19 protein-coding genes are annotated in these 18791 nt (G+C 42.1%); 13 read left to right on the top strand and 6 right to left on the bottom strand.

Annotated features, from left to right (window positions below; all coding sequences use genetic code 11):
* Nucleotides 1–5 precede the first annotated feature (5 nt).
* The 3 genes from PSU72_RS09720 to PSU72_RS09710 form a co-directional block, all read right to left on the bottom strand.
* Entirely contained in the window at nt 6–1397 is a 1392-nt protein-coding gene (locus PSU72_RS09720; protein WP_300432187.1) for a copper oxidase, read from the bottom strand.
* 2 nt (nt 1398–1399) lie between these two features.
* Complete coding sequence (locus tag PSU72_RS09715) at nt 1400–2743, bottom strand: TolC family protein (RefSeq protein ID WP_300432186.1); 1344 nt, start codon at nt 2741–2743, stop codon at nt 1400–1402.
* A gap of 134 nt (nt 2744–2877) precedes the next feature.
* Nucleotides 2878–3147 carry a hypothetical protein gene (locus tag PSU72_RS09710; protein ID WP_300432185.1) on the bottom strand — a complete coding sequence of 90 codons (270 nt, stop codon included), beginning with the start codon at nt 3145–3147 and terminating at the stop codon, nt 2878–2880.
* Nucleotides 3148–3318: 171 nt separating this feature from the next.
* Between PSU72_RS09710 and aat the strand changes: the two genes are divergently transcribed.
* Both aat and PSU72_RS09700 read left to right on the top strand, forming a co-directional pair.
* The gene (gene aat, locus PSU72_RS09705) at nt 3319–4020 is read left to right on the top strand and encodes a leucyl/phenylalanyl-tRNA--protein transferase (RefSeq protein ID WP_300432184.1); all 702 of its coding nucleotides are present in this window, start codon (nt 3319–3321) and stop codon (nt 4018–4020) included.
* 1 nt (nt 4021) lies between these two features.
* A complete protein-coding gene (locus tag PSU72_RS09700; RefSeq protein ID WP_300432182.1) occupies nt 4022–4771 on the top strand; it encodes an arginyltransferase in 750 nt (249 codons plus the stop codon).
* Between the two features lie 8 nt (nt 4772–4779).
* Here the strand turns inward: PSU72_RS09700 and PSU72_RS09695 are convergent, their stop codons facing one another.
* Nucleotides 4780–5727: a sugar nucleotide-binding protein gene (locus PSU72_RS09695; RefSeq protein ID WP_300432181.1), complete on the bottom strand. Its 948-nt coding sequence runs from the start codon at nt 5725–5727 to the stop codon at nt 4780–4782.
* 108 nt (nt 5728–5835) lie between these two features.
* Here PSU72_RS09695 and PSU72_RS09690 point away from each other — a divergent pair, with 108 nt between their 5' ends.
* From PSU72_RS09690 to PSU72_RS09645, 10 genes are all read left to right on the top strand, one after another.
* The gene (locus tag PSU72_RS09690; RefSeq protein WP_300432180.1) at nt 5836–6402 is read left to right on the top strand and encodes a MarR family transcriptional regulator; all 567 of its coding nucleotides are present in this window, start codon (nt 5836–5838) and stop codon (nt 6400–6402) included.
* Between the two features lie 36 nt (nt 6403–6438).
* Nucleotides 6439–6855 (top strand): DUF393 domain-containing protein, encoded by a 417-nt coding sequence (locus tag PSU72_RS09685; RefSeq protein ID WP_300432179.1) that lies wholly within the window; start codon nt 6439–6441, stop codon nt 6853–6855.
* A 74-nt stretch (nt 6856–6929) separates the two neighbouring features.
* Nucleotides 6930–7802 carry a prephenate dehydrogenase/arogenate dehydrogenase family protein gene (locus PSU72_RS09680; protein ID WP_300432177.1) on the top strand — a complete coding sequence of 291 codons (873 nt, stop codon included), beginning with the start codon at nt 6930–6932 and terminating at the stop codon, nt 7800–7802.
* A 10-nt stretch (nt 7803–7812) separates the two neighbouring features.
* Nucleotides 7813–9111, top strand: coding sequence for a 3-phosphoshikimate 1-carboxyvinyltransferase (gene aroA / locus PSU72_RS09675; protein ID WP_300432176.1), 1299 nt, complete (start codon nt 7813–7815; stop codon nt 9109–9111).
* A gap of 14 nt (nt 9112–9125) precedes the next feature.
* Nucleotides 9126–9791, top strand: coding sequence for a (d)CMP kinase (gene cmk, locus PSU72_RS09670; RefSeq protein ID WP_300432174.1), 666 nt, complete (start codon nt 9126–9128; stop codon nt 9789–9791).
* Nucleotides 9792–9979: 188 nt separating this feature from the next.
* Entirely contained in the window at nt 9980–11488 is a 1509-nt protein-coding gene (rpsA, locus tag PSU72_RS09665; RefSeq protein ID WP_300432173.1) for a 30S ribosomal protein S1, read from the top strand.
* 31 nt (nt 11489–11519) lie between these two features.
* Nucleotides 11520–11801, top strand: coding sequence for an integration host factor subunit beta (locus tag PSU72_RS09660; RefSeq protein WP_013148307.1), 282 nt, complete (start codon nt 11520–11522; stop codon nt 11799–11801).
* A 246-nt stretch (nt 11802–12047) separates the two neighbouring features.
* Nucleotides 12048–13229: a lipopolysaccharide assembly protein LapB gene (gene lapB, locus PSU72_RS09655; RefSeq protein ID WP_300432172.1), complete on the top strand. Its 1182-nt coding sequence runs from the start codon at nt 12048–12050 to the stop codon at nt 13227–13229.
* 14 nt (nt 13230–13243) lie between these two features.
* Nucleotides 13244–13948, top strand: a complete 705-nt coding sequence (gene pyrF / locus PSU72_RS09650; RefSeq protein ID WP_300432171.1) for an orotidine-5'-phosphate decarboxylase — start codon at nt 13244–13246, stop codon at nt 13946–13948.
* 162 nt (nt 13949–14110) lie between these two features.
* Entirely contained in the window at nt 14111–14734 is a 624-nt protein-coding gene (locus tag PSU72_RS09645) for a helix-hairpin-helix domain-containing protein (RefSeq protein WP_300432169.1), read from the top strand.
* Nucleotides 14735–14852: 118 nt separating this feature from the next.
* On the opposite strand, the gene PSU72_RS09640 is transcribed toward PSU72_RS09645, so the two are convergent.
* Together PSU72_RS09640 and metG are read right to left on the bottom strand one after the other, a co-directional pair.
* Nucleotides 14853–15311: a hypothetical protein gene (locus PSU72_RS09640; protein ID WP_300432168.1), complete on the bottom strand. Its 459-nt coding sequence runs from the start codon at nt 15309–15311 to the stop codon at nt 14853–14855.
* Nucleotides 15312–15430: 119 nt separating this feature from the next.
* Nucleotides 15431–17500, bottom strand: coding sequence for a methionine--tRNA ligase (metG, locus tag PSU72_RS09635; RefSeq protein ID WP_300432167.1), 2070 nt, complete (start codon nt 17498–17500; stop codon nt 15431–15433).
* 199 nt (nt 17501–17699) lie between these two features.
* Here metG and apbC point away from each other — a divergent pair, with 199 nt between their 5' ends.
* Entirely contained in the window at nt 17700–18788 is a 1089-nt protein-coding gene (gene apbC, locus PSU72_RS09630) for an iron-sulfur cluster carrier protein ApbC (RefSeq protein WP_300432166.1), read from the top strand.
* The last annotated feature ends 3 nt before the right edge of the window (nt 18789–18791 follow it).

Below are 18791 nucleotides of genomic sequence, written 5' to 3'. Positions count from 1 at the left end.
CCTGATTAATGTCCAGTATGACCTGTAGGTTTGCGCACTTGTACTTCTACTTCAGCTTTTTCATCGGTCGCGGATTGCCTTGGCGGCTCTGGCGCATCGCCTACAAACTCATAAGCCAGTGAACCTTTTGGAAATTGATAATGTCCGGGGTCTTTGTAATCACCTTTTGCCAAGCCTTCACGAACTTTTAATACGGAAAACATACCGCCCATATTCACATCACCAAATTGCCCTTTACCCGTCATCATCGGCAAGGTATTTTCTGGTAATGGCATCGGCATCATAGCCGCCATGTCGCTCATTTCAGACATGCCAGTTTCGCCCATTGCCATATAATCTGGTACTAAATTACTTATTTTATCAACCAAATCTCCTTGCTGAACACCTAACAAGGTCGGTACCTGATGCCCCATCGCGTTCATGGTGTGGTGACTTTTATGACAATGGAATGCCCAATCACCCGGATTATTTGCCACAAACTCAATCGCGCGCATTTGCCCTACGCCAATATCTGTAGTCACTTCCGGCCATCTTGCTGTAGGCGGCACCCAGCCGCCATCGGTACCTGTCACTTGAAACTCGTGACCATGCAAATGAATGGGATGATTGGTCATGGTAAGATTGCCCACACGGATACGCACTCGGTCATTCTTACGCACCACAAGTGGATCTATACCTGGAAATGCACGGCTATTCCATGTCCATAAATTAAAATCTAACATCGTGTTGATTTTTGGGGTGTAACTTCCAGGGTCAATATCGTAAGCATTCAGCAAGAAGATAAAATCTCTATCTACAGGCATGAATTTAGGATTTTTAGGGTGCGTAACCCAGCTACCCATCAGCCCCATCGCCATTTGTGTCATTTCATCGGCGTGTGGGTGATACATAAAGCTGCCAGCACGTTTAGCTTCAAATTCATACACAAAAGTTTTACTGGGCGCTATTGCAGGTTGTGTTAAACCACTTACGCCGTCCATGCCATTGGGTACAGGTTGCCCATGCCAATGCACACTGGTGACTTCGGGCAATCTATTCGTCACAAAGATACGTACCCTATCGCCCTCCACCACTTCAATAGTTGGACCTGGGCTTTGGCCGTTGTAGCCCCATAAGTGCGCTTTCATGCCAGGTGCAATTTCACGCACAACTGGCTCCGCCACTAAGTGAAACTCTTTAACACCATTATTCATACGCCAAGGTAAACTCCAGCCATTCAGTGTTACAACAGGGTTATAAGGCCTCCCCGTATTAGGATGTAGCTGCGTTTGTGTATTTGCAGTTTCAGCTGAAACAATCTCCGGCAAAGCCGCCATTGCAACTTTGCTAACGGTAGATGCGGCGATACCAGCACCGGCTAATTTAAAAAAGTTACGTCTACTCAAAAAGTCGTTCATGTTCATTTTCCTTCTTTGCTGGCACTGCCAATAAGTGACATCTGCAATGCAGTTTCTGCCAACCAAAATTCATTCAATGTTGCGATATAGCTATTCACACTTGCAACTTGCGCACGGGCATTGGTAAACAGCTCAAACGGGCTGATTAACATGCCGTTATAGCGCAACTGATTCTCTTGTAATACTTTTTTACGCAGCGGCACAATTTCGTCGCGATAATGTTTAGCTACTTCATAATTTGTCTGATAGCGACTATACGCTTCACGAATTTCTGATTGCGCATTAACCGCCAATTGCGCGGTGCGATTCACAGCCTGCATGTACGTTGCCTCAGCACGAGCGACTTTTGCCCCACCCCAGTCAAACAAAGGCAACTCGAATGATATATCCACGCCTTTTTTATAAGGATCGCCACGTCTGCCTTCTAAGACTCGCGCAGGACCAATTTCTAAGACATTAATGAAACGTGTGGTTCTAGTAAGCCCTAGTTGCTTGGCTAAAGCTTGCGTTTCTAGGCGCATCGCCTGTAAATCCAACCGTTGCTCAAATGCCATTTTTTCGTAAGCATGCAATTCCTCTATATGTTGAGGCAGGTCTGGCAGACGTTTTTCTAAACTTAGCTGGTCTACAGGTAGCGCAAGCAAGCGCGACAATGCTTCATGCGCGCTGGTTTGTTGATTCTTTGCATTGGCATATTCCACAATGGCCTCGGCATAAAAACTTTGCTCTGTCGCCTGCTCAAGCGCATTCCAATTACCGGCTTTCACCATGCGACTTGCCAGCTCTGCACTGGCTTCTGCAGACTCTTTGACTTGTTCGCTATAACTCAAACGCTCATTTGCGGCTACAGCATTAAAATAAGCAAGCCGCGTTTCATTCGCTAAATTTAGAACATCAAGTGCGACGGATTGCTTGGTCTTTTCAAAGTTGCTACGCTCAATTTCCAACATTTTTGGCATGGTGACCAGCGAAAAAATGTTAAAAGTCAGCGCTTGTTCTATTTTGTAATCACCGTTATTTCTGGCATACAACATAGAAAACTTTGGATTTGGTAAGCGACCTGCTTGCACAACATCCGCTTCAGAAATACCTAGTTGGTAAAACGAAGCCTGTAAATCTTTATTATTGAGCAAAGCGAACTGCACAGCAGTATCGGCATTCAAAGGTGTTTTTAATAGCTCAGCTACTCTATCGGCTACAGCTTTGTGTTCTACCTCAGTTTTTGGCCAAACGATTTCTTGCTTAATATGCTCTGCGCTTGCTTTTTTCACCCCACCAAAACCGCCGTCTTGGGAAAATGTTGCGCAGCCGCCGAGAGCCAAGCTGGCTAATACGCAAGTGAGCATTATTCGGAAAAATCTCATATACATCCCATCTATAGAATCAGGTCTTACTGTGTAAGATCTACAATAAAACTAAAATTGATGACCTGCTCATCGCTTACAAATGCGCAAACGACGGGCAGGAAAAAGCTTATGAGCTAAGCGATGGGTGGTTTTTGAGGTTGGGCAGTGCTAGGAGAATGATAAATTTCAACAAAGAGTGCTGTTGCAATCACCGTTTTTTGTAAAGCAGGTGTACTCAAAGGCGCTTGCACCATCATTGAAAAGCATGCAAAACAATGACTGCAATCTTTACAGCTTGCATGCGCGTGTTGCTTTTTATGAGCTTGCTGAACAAGCTGCTCGTCATGGCAAGGCTCAGCCTGCATTTCTACATGGCTGGGAGTAACTTCTACAGATGCCATCATGCCGCTTGCATAGACAGTTTCACTAATAAAAACTGTCAACAAAAGCAACACGAATAATCTTAAAAGTTTATGTGATGACAAAGACATAGGATTCATTTAATCATAAAGGCTAAACAAGGTAAACTAACATTTAACTTCAATCAAATCGACCGTTAAATTCACACGAAATTTATGAGCTACGCCTATTATCAATTGCCCAGCGGACGTGTCGCTAGCCTAGAGGATGACTGCGAGTTTCCGTCTTTATCTATGGCACTCAAAGAGCCAAATGGTTTAATTGCGATTGGGGGCGATTTATCTGCAACACGTCTGCTAGAAGCTTATCAGCAAGGAATATTTCCATGGTTTAACGAGAACGAACCTGTGATGTGGTGGAGCCCAAGCCCACGCATGGTCCTTTTTCCAGATGAGCTAAAAATATCGAATTCACTAAGAAAAACACTCAAAAAACAGCCTTTCGAGGTGCGTTTTAATACAAGTTTTAGTGCAGTCATGACCGCCTGTAGCAATACACCTAGATTAGACAAAAACAATAACCCGGCAGGTACTTGGATTAGCCATGAAATGATAGCCGCTTATTGTGAACTTAACCGTTTAGGCTATGCCATAAGTATGGAAAGCTGGCTTGATAATCAATTAGTCGGCGGCTGTTATGGCATTAAGATTGGGCACATGTTTTATGGAGAAAGTATGTTTCATCATGTGACAGATGCTTCAAAAGTAGCCTTTGTACATCTGGTAAGATACTTACAAAAACAAAATGTTGGCCTGATAGATTGCCAGATGAAAACACCGTTACTCGCCAGCTTTGGTGGACGTGAGATTGAGCGAGATCTTTTTATTCAACATCTAAAATTTTTGGTAAGTGCTTAGTATGACAATTCCATCAGAACCACCCCTAAGTAAATTGCAGTTTTACGTCACTACTGGCTACACTTGCGGTTATCTGCCGAATAAACTCGCTCAAAGTTTAATTGCCACACCGCAACATTTAATTGACGCACACATATACAGTGGCCTGATTCAGCAAGGCTTTAGACGTAGTGGTAAGTTTGCCTACAGACCGCATTGCGAAAGCTGCCGAGAATGCATACCAGTAAGAGTTATGCTAAGTGATTTTGTGCCAACCCGCAGTCAGAAACGCGCGTTCAAGCAACACCAAAATCTCACTACAACCATTCTGCCGATTGCATATCATGAAGAGCATTACGAACTATACGCAGCTTATCAAGCAGCACGTCATGCGGAATCTGAACAAAATTCTGAACTAGATGCAGAACGAATTACAGAAATTGAAAAGATTGAGCAATACCAGAGTTTTTTATGCCAAACCAACGTAGAAAGCGTGATGGTAGAATTTAGAGAAAACGATCAGCTTAAAATGGTCAGCGTGATTGATATCGTGCTAGATGGCATCTCAGCTGTGTACACTTTTTACGACACCAGCGACCCGCGCGCAAGCTTAGGTACTTACAACATCCTATGGCAGGTTGAATGGGCTAAAACGCTCAACTTTCCTTACTTATACTTAGGATATTGGATTAGAGAAAGCAAAAAAATGGCTTATAAACAAAATTATAAGCCACTTGAAATGCTGATTGATGGAGAATGGCAGCTCACTTAACCGATTGATTAAATGCCTCTAATCACTTTTAGCTTTCCTAGCTCTAATTGCATGTAAGGCAAATTCAAGTAATCGCGCTCCGCCTTCACGCCCACCTCAATCGGGTTACGTCCAAGTAGTATAGGCAGCATATTTTTCGCAGGCACGTTATAGCCTTGCATTAACTCAAAGTGACCAAATGACAATGGCGTCCACACCAACAAGTCAAAAATATGGCTAAATAGTCGCACCGCAATTTTAGGCATTGCAATCTGTAAGGCGCGTGTTTTATTGGTTTGTATGCGCAACTTAGTTAAGTATTGCTCAATAGCAAAAATTTCATTCCCACCAAGCTCTATTACTTTTGGTAAGGTATCAAATTCCATTTGACATAGATTTGCCACAGCCTCACCCAAATCGGTTACTTGCAATGGTGCAATCAAACCCTTTGACTTCATCACAAACTGCACAGGCCATGTTGCCACCCTTCTGAACCATTTTGCACCATAGCCGCCAGCGTCATCCAATAATGACGGACGAACTAAAATCGCTTGCGCACCACTACTTATAATGCCTTGTTCGCCTGCAAATTTTGAACGTATAAAACGACTTTTTGCGAGATTTGTTAGTCCAATCACAGAAATATGAATTAATCGCACATTAAGCTTGGCACAAGCCTGCGCTAAGGCCGTTGGCGCTAAATTATGCACCTTGTCATAAGTTTCACGTTTTGATTGAACACGTGACAGAAGATTTCTTTCACGCAAAATTCCCACAGAGTTTACGACAATATCAATGCCTTTCAATACTGGCAGCCAATCATCCACAAGCAACATTTCTTGCATGCGTAGGTTCACCATATCGACATTCTCAGTTGGATTACGGCTACCGATTAACACATGAACGCCCTGCTGCTTAAGCTTTGCCACGATGCTGCTTCCTATAAAACCATTACCTCCCAACACGAGTACTTTCATTTTTTCACCTTATAAAACACAAACCAATAATTTCTTTAATTTCTGTATTGACAGAAATATATGACGAATGAGATACTGTGTCAAATAGTATTTTTAGAGGAGATAAAAATGAACACTGAAGCCAATATTGAATCAAACGAAAAAATACAGTTAAGTGAACTGGGCAATCAATTTATTTTGCATTGGGGTGAAATGGGCGCTCGCTGGGGAATCAACCGCACAGTGTCACAAATTCATGCATTTCTATACTTTATTGGCAAACCAGCGAATGCAGAACAAATTGCCGACACCTTACAAGTAGCGCGCTCTAACGTAAGTAACAGCCTAAAGGAATTGCAAAACTGGCACTTGGTTCGCATTACTCACATGATGGGCGATAGACGAGATTACTTTGAAACCTCGCTCGATATTTGGGAGTTATTTCGCACGGTGATTACAGAACGTAAAGCACGTGAGTTTGATCCAACCGTACAGTTTTTAGAGCGTTATTTGTCAGAAAATACATTTAATAACAATGAATTGGAAGCTAAAAAGCGTGTTCAAGATATGTTGGAGCTAATGAAAACATTATCAATTTGGGGCGACGAAATGATTAAACTTAAACCTGAAACGCTAACAAAAATCATGAAATATGGTGCAAAAATTCAGATGTTAATACGCGGTAACAGCGTATAAAAAAAACGTATAAAACATTGCATAAAGGAAGACAAAATGACACAAAGCATAAAATTTCCACTCACCATTTATTACGATGCCTCGTGCCCACTTTGCGCCAGCGAAATGCACACAATTAAAGAAACTGATTTTGAAAACAAGTTAATCTTAGTCGATTGCTCAAACCAAGCATTCAATGAACCTGAGTTTTGCCCCACCACCAAAGAGGCGATGATGGAGCGCATTCACGCGCAAGATGCTACAGGCAACTGGATTAAAGGTGTAGATGTATTTGCAGCCGCTTATGGCGCTGGTGGATTTAGCAGCCTTGCCAAAATTTGGGGAAGTAAAACACTCAGGCCCATACTTAGCCGCGCCTACCCGCTGATTGCAGACAATCGTCATTGGTTGTCAAAAACACCGCTTCCATATTTATTAAATGGTGTTTTACGGTTCTGCGCACCTTCACGCTAAGTAACTGTCGGTAAGCAAAAATGCTACAATTCAGTTTTTTAACTTGCAGCATTTCTTCTGAAAACTTTTAACTTTTGAAAAAAATCGTCATTTTTGGTGTGGGTTTGATTGGTGGTTCTTTTGCGTTGGCGCTTAAGAAAGCCAACGCAACACATATTACAGGCATTGGCCGCAGTCAGGAAAGCCTGCAAGAAGCCCTAAATCTAAGTGTGATTGATGCGTTTTCTGATACACAAGAAGTCAACATCCATGCAGCTCTTAAAGATGCTGACTTGGTAATGATTGCCGCACCAGTCGCACAAACAGCCAGCATTTTACAAAGCATAAAACCGCATTTAAGCAGCAACACCGTCATTACTGATGCGGGCAGCACAAAGAGTGATGTTTTAGCGAGCGCAAAAGAAGTATTAGGCGATCAATTTAATCAGTTTGTCGGTGGTCACCCCATCGCTGGCGCAGAGAAGAGTGGCGTAACCGCTGCTATGGCTGATTTATATGTAGGCAAAAACGTTGTTTTAACGCCCACTTCAGAAACTAATAATGATGCCATTGCCATAGTCGCTGAATTTTGGCGCACTTGCGGTGCTAATGTAAGTGAAATGTCCGCTGAAACGCACGATGGTATTTTTGCAGCAGTAAGCCATTTACCGCATTTACTGGCGTTTGCATTAGTCGATGACATCGCCTCTCGACCAAATGCCGCACAGCTATTTAGCTTCGCCGCCAGTGGATTTAGAGATTTCACTCGAATCGCAGGCAGTCACCCCGAAATGTGGCGTGACATTAGCTTGGCTAACAAAACGGCTTTATTAAGTGAATTAGAAGCTTATCAAAACGAGTTATCTCAACTCAAAAAATTACTCACCAACGAAGACGGTGCTGGCTTACAAGCACTCTTTGACCGCGCAAGCACAGCTCGAAACGCTTGGGCAAAAAATAAACAATAAAGACATAAATATGGAACAAATCACCCTACCCGCCAGCCATCAAGCTCAAGGCACTATGACGCTACCAGGCTCAAAAAGCATTTCAAATCGCACTTTATTACTAGCGGCTTTAGCCGAAAATGATACCGATATATATGAACTTTTAGTGTCAGATGACACCGAGCGAATGTTAGATGCTTTACGAATTTTGGGTATTGTGACTGAAAAAAGCCATACGCACATACATGTAAAAGGATGTAATGGAAACTTTCCCAACAAAAATGCAGATTTATTTCTAGGCAATGCTGGAACCGCATTTAGACCACTTACGGCAGCCCTAGCTTTATCCAAAGGGCATTATCATTTGCATGGTGTGCCACGCATGCACGAGCGCCCGATTGGTGATTTAGTGGATGCGCTTATACAAATTGGCGCAGATATAGAATACCTAGGTAATCAAGGTTTTCCGCCGCTAAGAATTTCACCATGTATACCTGACGTAAGCAAACCCATTAAAATTCGTGGCAATGTCTCAAGCCAATTCCTAACGGCAATGTTAATGGCGTTACCGTTAACAGGAAAGGAATCCACAGTCGAAGTTGTAGGTGATTTAATTTCTAAACCTTACATTGATATCACGTTAAACCTAATGAGAAAATTTAACGTAGAAGTTAAATGTGATAGCTATCAACGATTTATCGTCCCAGCCAATAGCAGATACTATTCACCCAAAGATGTATTCGTCGAGGGCGATGCTTCCAGTGCTTCTTATTTTCTAGCAGCGGGCGCAATTGCAGCCAAGAATGGATCGAGTGTAACGATTTATGGCGTAGATCTAGATAGCATTCAAGGTGATATAAAATTTGTTTACGAAATTGAGAAAATGGGTGCAATCCTCAATAAACAAGTTGCCGAAATCGGCCACATATCAATTTCAGCACCAACAAAACTAAAGGCCATTGATTTAGACTGCAACCACATTCCCGATGCTGCAATGACCTTGGCCATCTTAGCTCTATTCGCGGACGGCACTACAACCCTACGCAACATCGCCAGTTGGCGCGTAAAGGAAACCGACCGTATCGCAGCGATGGCAACTGAACTACGTAAAGTCGGTGCGATTGTAGAAGAAGGCGCTGACTATATTAAAATCACGCCACCTGCTCAACTAACACCAAATGCTGTGATTGATACTTATGATGACCATCGCATGGCGATGTGCTTCTCTCTTGTATCGCTGGGCGGAGTGCCGATTACGATTAATGACCCTAAATGCGTGAATAAAACATTCCCTGATTACTTTGCGCAATTTGCGAGCATCGTTAAATGAGTATAGCCAAATAAATGAATCATTCCCCTGTCATCGCTATCGATGGTCCATCTGCCTCTGGTAAAGGCACCGTAGCGCAACTCGTCGCGACCAAGCTTGGCTTTCATTACTTAGATTCTGGTGCGTTATATCGCATCGTTGCTTTTGCTGCACAACAAAGCAATATCGCCTGGAGTGACGCCTTAGCCGTTACCGCATGCGCTAAAACACTCAAGATAGAATTTAACAATGAGCAAGTGTTACTTAATAATCAAGATATTTCCAACGAGATACGTACTGAAGAAATGGGTAAAGGCGCCTCGCAAGTTGCGGTACATGCGCCATTACGTGCAGCTTTAGTCGACATGCAACATAGTTTTTGTAAAGCGCCAGGCCTAGTTGCGGATGGTCGAGACATGGGAACCGTGATATTCCCAGAGGCAGTGTTAAAAGTATTTCTCACTGCCAGCACTGAAACTCGCGCCCTGCGCCGTTACAAACAGCTACTAGGCAAGAATCAACCTGCCAATTATGAAAATATCTTACAAGACTTAACAGAACGTGACGCTAGAGATAAAAACCGCGCTAGCGCTCCATTACTCATGGCTGACGATGCTATTTTACTTGAAACAGATAATGTAGGTATTTCGGACGCAGTGGACTATATTTTGCAAAAATATCAAATTCTGCCAAATACTTAAATTTTTATACGGTTTTTAGTAGGAAATTACGAATAAATTTAGCGAATAGTCTTTTATTTTTCAATGTTTTAGTTATAATTCTATTCTTTGCAATTTTAAAGAATTTTTCGTCTGCGTTTCACATTGATTCGCAGGTTTTTTAATCACCCCACTGCTAGGTGGGATTATTTTTTAGGTAATTTTATTTAATGGCTTCTACTTCTAACTCTACTGCTTCACCGATGGAATCTTTTGCTGCGCTTTTTGAAGAAAGCTTAGCTCACCAAGAAATGCGTTCTGGTGAAGTGATTACAGCTGAGGTTATCTCAGTTGACCAAGATCACGTGATTGTTAATGCTGGTCTAAAATCAGAAAGCGTTATCGCTGCTGAAGAATTCAAAAACGCTCAAGGCGAAATCGAAGTGCAAGTTGGTGACTTCGTAAAAGTGTTAATCGAAAAATTGGAAGATGGTTTCGGTTCAACATTGCTTTCACGCGAAAAAGCAAAACGCATGGAAACATGGTTAGATTTAGAAGACGCAATGAACGAAGGCCGCATCATTAAAGGTTTCGTAAGCGGTAAAGTTAAAGGTGGTTTACGCGTTTCTGTAAACGGCATTATGGCATTCTTGCCAGGTTCATTGGTTGATGTACGTCCTGTAAAAGACACTACTCCTTTTGAAAACAAAGAATGTGACCTAAAAGTAATCAAAATCGATCGTAAACGTAACAACATCGTTGTTTCTCGTCGTGCGGTAATGGAAGTTAGCGCTGGTGCAGACCGTGATGCCTTAATGGGTACATTGGCTGAAGGCGCAGTGGTTAAAGGTATCGTTAAAAATATTACAGACTACGGTGCATTCGTTGATTTAGGCGGAATCGATGGCTTACTACACATTACTGACTTAGCATGGCGTCGTGTAAAACACCCATCTGAAGTGTTAACAGTAGGTGAAGAAGTTGAAGCAAAAATCTTGAAATTCGATCAAGAGAAAAACCGTGTTTCACTAGGTATCAAACAATTGGGCGACGATCCATGGGTTGCATTAACTCGTCGTTACCCAGTTTCAACGCGTCTATTCGGTAAAGTTTCAAACTTGACTGACTACGGTGCGTTCGTTGAAATCGAACCAGGTATCGAAGGTTTAGTTCACGTTTCAGAAATGGATTGGACTAACAAAAATATTCACCCAGGCAAAATCGCTCAATTAGGCGACGAAGTTGAAGTGATGATTCTTGAAATTGACGAAGCACGTCGTCGTCTATCATTGGGTATGAAACAATGTAAAGCTAACCCATGGGATGATTTCTCTGCAACGCATCACAAAGGTGATATCGTTTCAGGTCAAATCAAATCTATCACTGACTTTGGCGTGTTCATTGGCTTGCCAGGCGGTATCGATGGTTTAGTTCACTTGTCAGACCTATCATGGTCACAAACTGGCGAAGAAGCTATCCGCAACTTCAAAAAAGGTGACGAGTTACAAGCAGTTATCTTAGCAATCGATGTAGAAAAAGAGCGTATTTCATTAGGTGTTAAACAACTTTCTGCTGATCCTTCAGGCGCTACTGCTTCAACTGAAGAAAAAACAGATGCTAAACCTAAAGCTAAACCTAAAGCTAAAGATGCTGCACCACAAGTACCAAATGACGCAGCTTCTGCTGGTACAACCAACCTTGGTGCTTTATTAAAAGCTAAATTAGACAGCAAGAAATAAACTAAATAGTTAAGATAAAGGCACATAAAGCATGACTAAATCTGAACTAATCACCTTGCTTGCTGAGCGTTTTCCGCAGTTAGTAGTTAAAGATGCGGAACTCTCAGTGAAGGCGATTTTAGATGCAATGTCCGATAACCTCGCTACTGGCGAGCGCATCGAGATACGTGGCTTTGGTAGCTTTAGCTTAAATTATCGTCCACCACGTTTAGGTCGTAATCCTAAAACCGGCAGCAAAGTGCAAGTACCTGAAAAACACGTACCTCACTTTAAGGCTGGTAAAGAGTTACGTGAACGTGTGGACTTAGGTTAAACACCTAGCTTAAGTATCTGAATTAACTTCTAGTTTAAAGTATTAGTGTTTAAATAAAAACGGCAGCCTTTAGCTGCCGTTTTTATTGTCCATCAATTTACTGCCTGCCTGTAAACAGGCTTGAGTTAAAGCAAACCATATTCAACTATTTAAGCTAAAATTACACCTATGCAACATTAGGCAAAGCAAGCAGCATGAATCAATCAAACAACTTATATAACCAAGTACATGTAAAAGCGAAACCTCATGGAATTTGAATTTTGGTGGTTATTAGCACTTCCCCTGTTTTTTAGCTTAGGTTGGCTAGCCGCTCGCGTAGACTTGAAACAACTACTTGCTGAATCTACCGCGTTACCTGCCGCCTACTTTAAAGGCTTAAATTTTCTTATTACCAATCAACACGATAAAGCTATTGAAGCTTTTTCTGAGGCTGTACAAGCCAACACAGACTCATTAGAGCTGCACTTTGCCTTAGGAAGCCTGTTTAGGAAACGCGGTGAAGTCGACCGTGCAATTCACTTGCATTTAAGCTTGTTAGATAAAAAGGATCTAGAACCTCAACAGAAATTAGCCGTTACTGCTGAGCTTGCCCAAGATTACTTAAAAGCTGGCTTACTGGACCGTGCGGAAGAGCTTTTTGAATCACTTGATGATGACAGATACCGCCAACCTGCTCTACGTGCTTTACTAGAAATTTATGTGAGAGAACGCGAATGGGAACGCGCGATCAAAGCCGCAACTGAGCTAGAACGCTTATCTGGCGTACCATTCCGCGTTGAGGTCGCTCATTATTACTGCGAAATGGCGGTTAAATCCAAATTAGCAAATGACTTGCATACCGCCAGATTTGAATTAGAACAAGCGCTGAATGCGAATAAAAACTGTGTGCGAGCAAATGTATTATTAGGCGATATGGAAGCTGAAGCCGATGCACATAAAGAAGCGATTTCAACATGGCGTAGAATCGAATTTCAGCAACCAGAATATTTAGGCTTAATTGCCCCTAAATTACTGAGTAGCTATCGCGCGCTTAATCAAACCGCCGATGGCTTAGCACTGCTGCAAACCTACTTGCAAAACTATAAATTAGCTTCACTGATTAATGTGTTGTACGAAGCTACTTTAGCTGAAAAAGGGCCTGAAAGCGCAGCCATACTTGCACGCACCGAGTTAATTAAAATGCCTAGCTTAAGCGTGCTAGATCAACTATTGCAAGCTAGAACCATTGCCCTAAAGCAGCATAACAACAATTCAGAAAATACTACATTTAACGATATTCAGCTCATGCAGCAAACTGTGCGCCATGCCATAGGTAACAAAACAGCTTATCATTGCGTGCAATGCGGCTTTAAAGCTAAATATCACCACTGGCAATGCCCAGCATGCAATGCATGGGAAGCACTTCCAGCAGAACCAACCACCATTTAATGCAAAACTGACCCATGAATAACGACCCTAAAATTATCGTTGCGCTTGACTATCAAGACGCTGCTAGCGCACTAAAACTAGTCGAACAGTTAGATGCATCACTTTGCCGATTAAAAGTCGGTAAAGAGTTATTTACTGCGGCGGGTCCGCAATTTGTTGAGCAACTAACACGTTCGAATTTTGGAGTTTTTTTAGACCTAAAATTTCATGATATTCCTAATACAGTAGCTAAAGCATGTACTGCGGCTAGTAATTTAGGCGTATGGATGCTCAATGTGCATGCCAGTGGCGGGCTAGAAATGATGCAGGCCGCTCAGCAAGCTGTTCAACAAACTGAGTCCAAACCCCTACTAATAGCGGTTACTGTACTGACTAGCATGAACCAAGCCAGCTTAAATCAAGTCGGTATTCAAACTGACTTAGCTACGCATGTCATGAATCTAGCAACATTAACTCAGCAAGCTGGTTTAGATGGCGTTGTTTGCTCTGCGCTAGAGGCGCCAATGTTACGTGCCAAGTTAGGTGTTAAATTCTGCCTAGTAACCCCTGGTATCCGTCCAGTTAATGTCAACCAAGATGACCAATCACGCGTTGTTACGCCTGCAGATGCGCTAAAGAATGGATCTAGCTATTTAGTTATAGGTCGCCCGATTACTAAGGCTGAAAACCCTCGCAAAGCGTTAGAAGCGATTCATCAAGAATGTAGCTTGGCTTTGTAAGCTTGGCGTAAGCATCACTGTGGCATGATATATTTCATCTTGTAACTATTTGTATCATTGATAGCTTTTAAGTTATGATTGACCAAGTAATTCAATTTTTTTTGAGTAATACTTTTTACTATTAGTTTTAAACCGTGCTTTTCAAACCTTGGAGAATCAAAAATGAAAAAAATGTTATTAGCATTAGTTACCTTTTTAAGCTTTAGCCTTAGTGCGATAGCTGGCGTAAATATTAACACAGCCACTCAAGCTGAACTTGAAAGCCTAGATGGCATTGGCCCAGTAAAAGCCCAAGCGATTATTGATTACCGCAAAAAAAATGGTGGCTTCAAATCTGTTGATGAACTTGAAAAAGTTGATGGCGTAGGTCCTGTTACATTACAAAATGTGCGAAAAGAAGTTTCTGTGAGCGGCGCAACTACTGCTGTTGCAAAACCAGCTGACACAAAAGCTGCTCCAGCTAAAGAAGCAAAACCCGTGAAAGAATCAAAACCTGCGAAAGAAGCAGAAAAAGCGACTCCAGCAGCGACAGTTAAAGTAGAAGATAAAGCAGCGACTAAGAAAGCAGATAAAGCTGAGAAACCAGTTAAAGCAGATGATAAAGAAGTTGCAAAAAAAGCAAAAGCTGATGATGCTAAAGCAGCAAAAGAAGCTAAAGCAGAAGCTGCTAAAAAAGCTAAAGCTGACGAAAAAGCCGCTAAAAAAGCAGCCGCAGATGAAAAGAAAGCAGCTAAAAAAGCTGAAGCTGAGAAAAAAGCAGCTGATGCGAAAGCAAAAGCTAAGTAATTCTTAACTCTATAGGTAAGCAATTATTTAATCGTGTTAAGTTATTGCTGTTTACTTATGTGATACTGCCTAATAAAAAGCCCCGAAATTCGGGGCTTTTTATTATCTTATATTTTGATTAATCATCATGATGCTTGTTATGTCCATAAGCATGACCTTTACGATTTTTATGATGTTTTTTATACTGACGATCATGCTTAGCTGATGAACTCCCTGGCTCAGTAATCACTTTACCTACTGCTGCACCACCAGCACCGCCTAGACCTGCTCCAACAACTGCTCCAGTACCGCTACCACTAACTTTACGACCTACATAAGCGCCACCAGCGCCACCAGCAGCTCCGCCAACAATAGCGCCAGTTTGACCTTCACCTTTAGTAGTCACTCCAGCGCCAACACCGCCACCTACAGCGCCACCTAACACCTCGCCTGTGCTACCACCAACAACGCCTCCAAGCGCCGTGCCTACTGCAGCACCTAAACCGCCACCAACTGCTGTTTTAGCTGTACTGTCTGCAGCCATTGCTTGACCTGATAATAACAAAACCACCAATAAAGGTATTTTAATAAAATTCACTTTTACTCCTCCAGTTATTTAAACAAAACGCTTTCTTATACCAACAAATCATAGCAAATTACATAATAAAAAATCTGTAGATTTGTGTGCATAGATTCCCACAAAATTAATACCGACAGTTACTTAACGCGCATACCTAGCTTTGCGCCTACATCCGGACTTAAAATAAATGGGCCACCGTTTTCATCGCTTGCCGCTAATACCATACCTTCACTCATGCCGAACTTCATTTTGCGCGGCGCTAAGTTTGCTACCATCACCGTCAAGCGCCCAACTAAAGTCGCAGGGTCATAAGCAGACTTAATGCCTGCAAATACTTGGCGTGGTCTTTCTTCGCCTATATCAAGTAATAGTTTAAGTAGCTTTTCTGCCCCTTCAACATGTTCAGCATTAACGATTTTAGCGATGCGCAAATCCACTTTAGTGAAGTCATCTATGCTGATATATTCAGCTTCTGGTAAAGCTGCTGTCACTGGTGCAGCCTTACTTACAGCTGCTGCACTTACTTGCGGTGTAGCGGTTAAGTTTTCTTTATTAGCTTCAGTCATAGCGTCAATTGCCTTAGGGTCGATACGTGTAATTAAATGTTCATAGTTATTAATTTGATGCCCTGTAATGAAAGAGCTATCTACAGACGCCCATGTTAAGGGGACAATGTTTAAGAACTTCTCAACTTCACCAACTAGCTTAGGTAAAACTGGTTTAAGATACAAAGATAATAATCGGAACATTTCTAACGCAGCAGAACAGTCTAAATGTAAATCTTGTTTTGCTTCATCACCTTCCAATTTCGCCTTAACCCAAGGTGCAGCCTCAGCAACATCTGCGTTAGCATGATCTGCTAATCGCATAATTTCTCTTAGCGCTTTACCATATTCGCGCGACTCGTAACACTCAGCTATAAGTTTGGCTGAGCTTTTAATCTCCTGCACGGCGGACGGCAAAGTATTTGATATCTGTAGTTTCCCATCAAAACGTTTATTAATAAAGCCAGCCGTGCGACTCGCTATATTAATATATTTACCAACTAAGTCACTGTTCACGCGCGCGACAAAGTCATCTAAGCTCAAATCAATATCTTCCATCGTGCTGTTGATTTTTGCCGCGTAGTAATAACGCAAGTATTCTGGATTTTTAATATGCTCTAAGTAACTGCGCGCAGTAATAAATGTACCGCGTGACTTACTCATCTTCTCACCGTTAACAGTTAAAAAACCATGGGCGAAAATTTGTGTAGGCTTACGGTGTCCGCTGAACTCTAGCGTTGCAGGCCAGAATAATGCATGGAAATACAGAATATCTTTACCAATAAAATGATAAAGCTCAGTTTTACTGTCTTTAGACCAATACTCATCAAAATCCAGACCTTTGGCTTGGCAAAGGTTTTTGAAACTCGCCATATAGCCTATAGGCGCATCTAGCCACACATAGAAGTATTTACCCGGTGCATCTGGAATTTCAAAACCAAAATACGGCGCATCACGGGAGATATCCCAATCATTCAAGCCATTTTCAAACCACTCGCCCATTTTGTTCGCAGCTTCACCTTGCAGCGTGCCAGAACGTGTCCAATCTTTTAAAAACTGTTCACATTCTGAGAGTTTAAAAAAGTAATGCTCTGTTTCTTTACGAATGGGCGCTGCACCTGAAACTGCAGAATATGCATTAATCAATTCAGTTGGGTTGTAAGTCGCACCACAGACTTCACATGAATCGCCGTATTGGTCTTTTGCATGGCACTTTGGGCACTCGCCTTTAATGAAACGGTCTGGCAAGAACATGTTTTTAACTGGATCGTAAAACTGCTCGATGGTTTTAGTAGATATCTTGCCATTTGCTTTTAGTTTTTTATAAATGCTTTGTGCAAGCTCTTTATTTTCAGGTGCATTGGTTGAATAGTAATTATCAAACTCAACTAAAAACTCACTAAAATCTGCAGTATGTTCTTTGTGAACACCTTCAATCAAGGCTTCTGGTGTGATGCCTTCTTTTTCTGCACGCAACATAATCGGTGTGCCATGAGTGTCATCTGCACACACATAATGCACGGTATGCCCTTGCATTTTTTGAAAACGTACCCAAATATCAGTTTGGATATATTCCACCAAATGTCCAAGGTGAATGCTGCCATTGGCGTACGGAAGTGCTGAAGTTACAAGAATTTTACGAGGGGTGTTTGCAGTTGCCATGAGATAAATGGATCTATTAAGCTAAATCGCTATTCTAGCAAATGACGCGGGCTTCACCCAGCGCTGATTAGCTATTTTATTGAACAAAGCACACCCATGACTTAGCTATCAAACAGACATTCAATCAAACTATCAGTTAAAATACCTTATCTTTTTACTCAAGTTATTAACCCTAACTCTACAATCAGGAATTTACGCAATGGCAATTTCAGAATTACTTATCCAAAGCACCTTAAAAGTTTGCATAGATCCGAATACTGGCAAAGATTTTATCACCAGCAAATCTGCTAAAAATATCCAAATCAATGGCAATGATATTAGTGTAGACATTGTGCTTGGTTACCCATCAAAGTCAGTGATGGCAGAGGTGCAATCACTGGTAAGTAATGCGCTCAAAGCCTTACCTGATGTTGGTAATGTGAATGTGAATATAGGTAGCCGTATCGTGGCGCATAAAGCCCAGCAAGGTGTGACATTATTACCTAACGTGAAAAACATCATTGCGGTGGCTTCTGGAAAAGGTGGCGTAGGTAAATCAACCACCTCTGTGAACTTGGCTTTAGCGTTAGCCGCAGAAGGTGCTACTGTTGGCTTGCTAGACGCAGACATCTACGGCCCAAGTCAGCCACAAATGTTAGGAATTAGCGGTCGCCCTGAAAGTAAAGATGGCAAAACGATGGACCCGATGGAAGCGCACGGCATACAAGCGATGTCGATTGGATTTCTGATTGATGCAGATACACCTATGGTGTGGCGCGGTCCAATGGTAACAGGTGCGTTGGAGCAATTATTACGTGAGACAAAATGGCGTGATTTAGATTACCTTATTGTTGATTTACCACCGGGCACTGGCGACATTCAACTGACACTTGCGCAAAAAATTCCTGTCACTGGTGCAATTATCGTCACTACGCCACAAGACATTGCGTTACTTGATGCTCGCAAAGGCTTGAAGATGTTTGAAAAAGTCGGCATCCCAATTTTAGGTATTGTCGAAAATATGAGTACGCATATCTGTACAAACTGCGGTCATGAGGAGCATATTTTTGGCGCAGGCGGCGGCGCTCTAATGTGCAAAGATTACAACGTAGATTTGCTAGGCAGCTTACCTTTAGATATCACGATTCGCGAACAAGCTGATAGTGGAAAACCTACAGTAGTCGCCACACCAGACTCTAACATTGCCACTATCTACAAAGAGATTGCGCGTAAAGCCGCTATAAAAATCGCTAATACAAGTTTAGATCACAGCGGGAAATTTCCGAATATTGTCATTCAAAACTCTTAACAC

The sequence above is a fragment of the Methylotenera sp. genome (assembly GCF_029945535.1).
GTDB lineage: Bacteria > Pseudomonadota > Gammaproteobacteria > Burkholderiales > Methylophilaceae > Methylotenera.
Note: the sequence above shows the minus strand (reverse complement) of the source record. Positions and strands in the feature narration are given on the sequence as shown.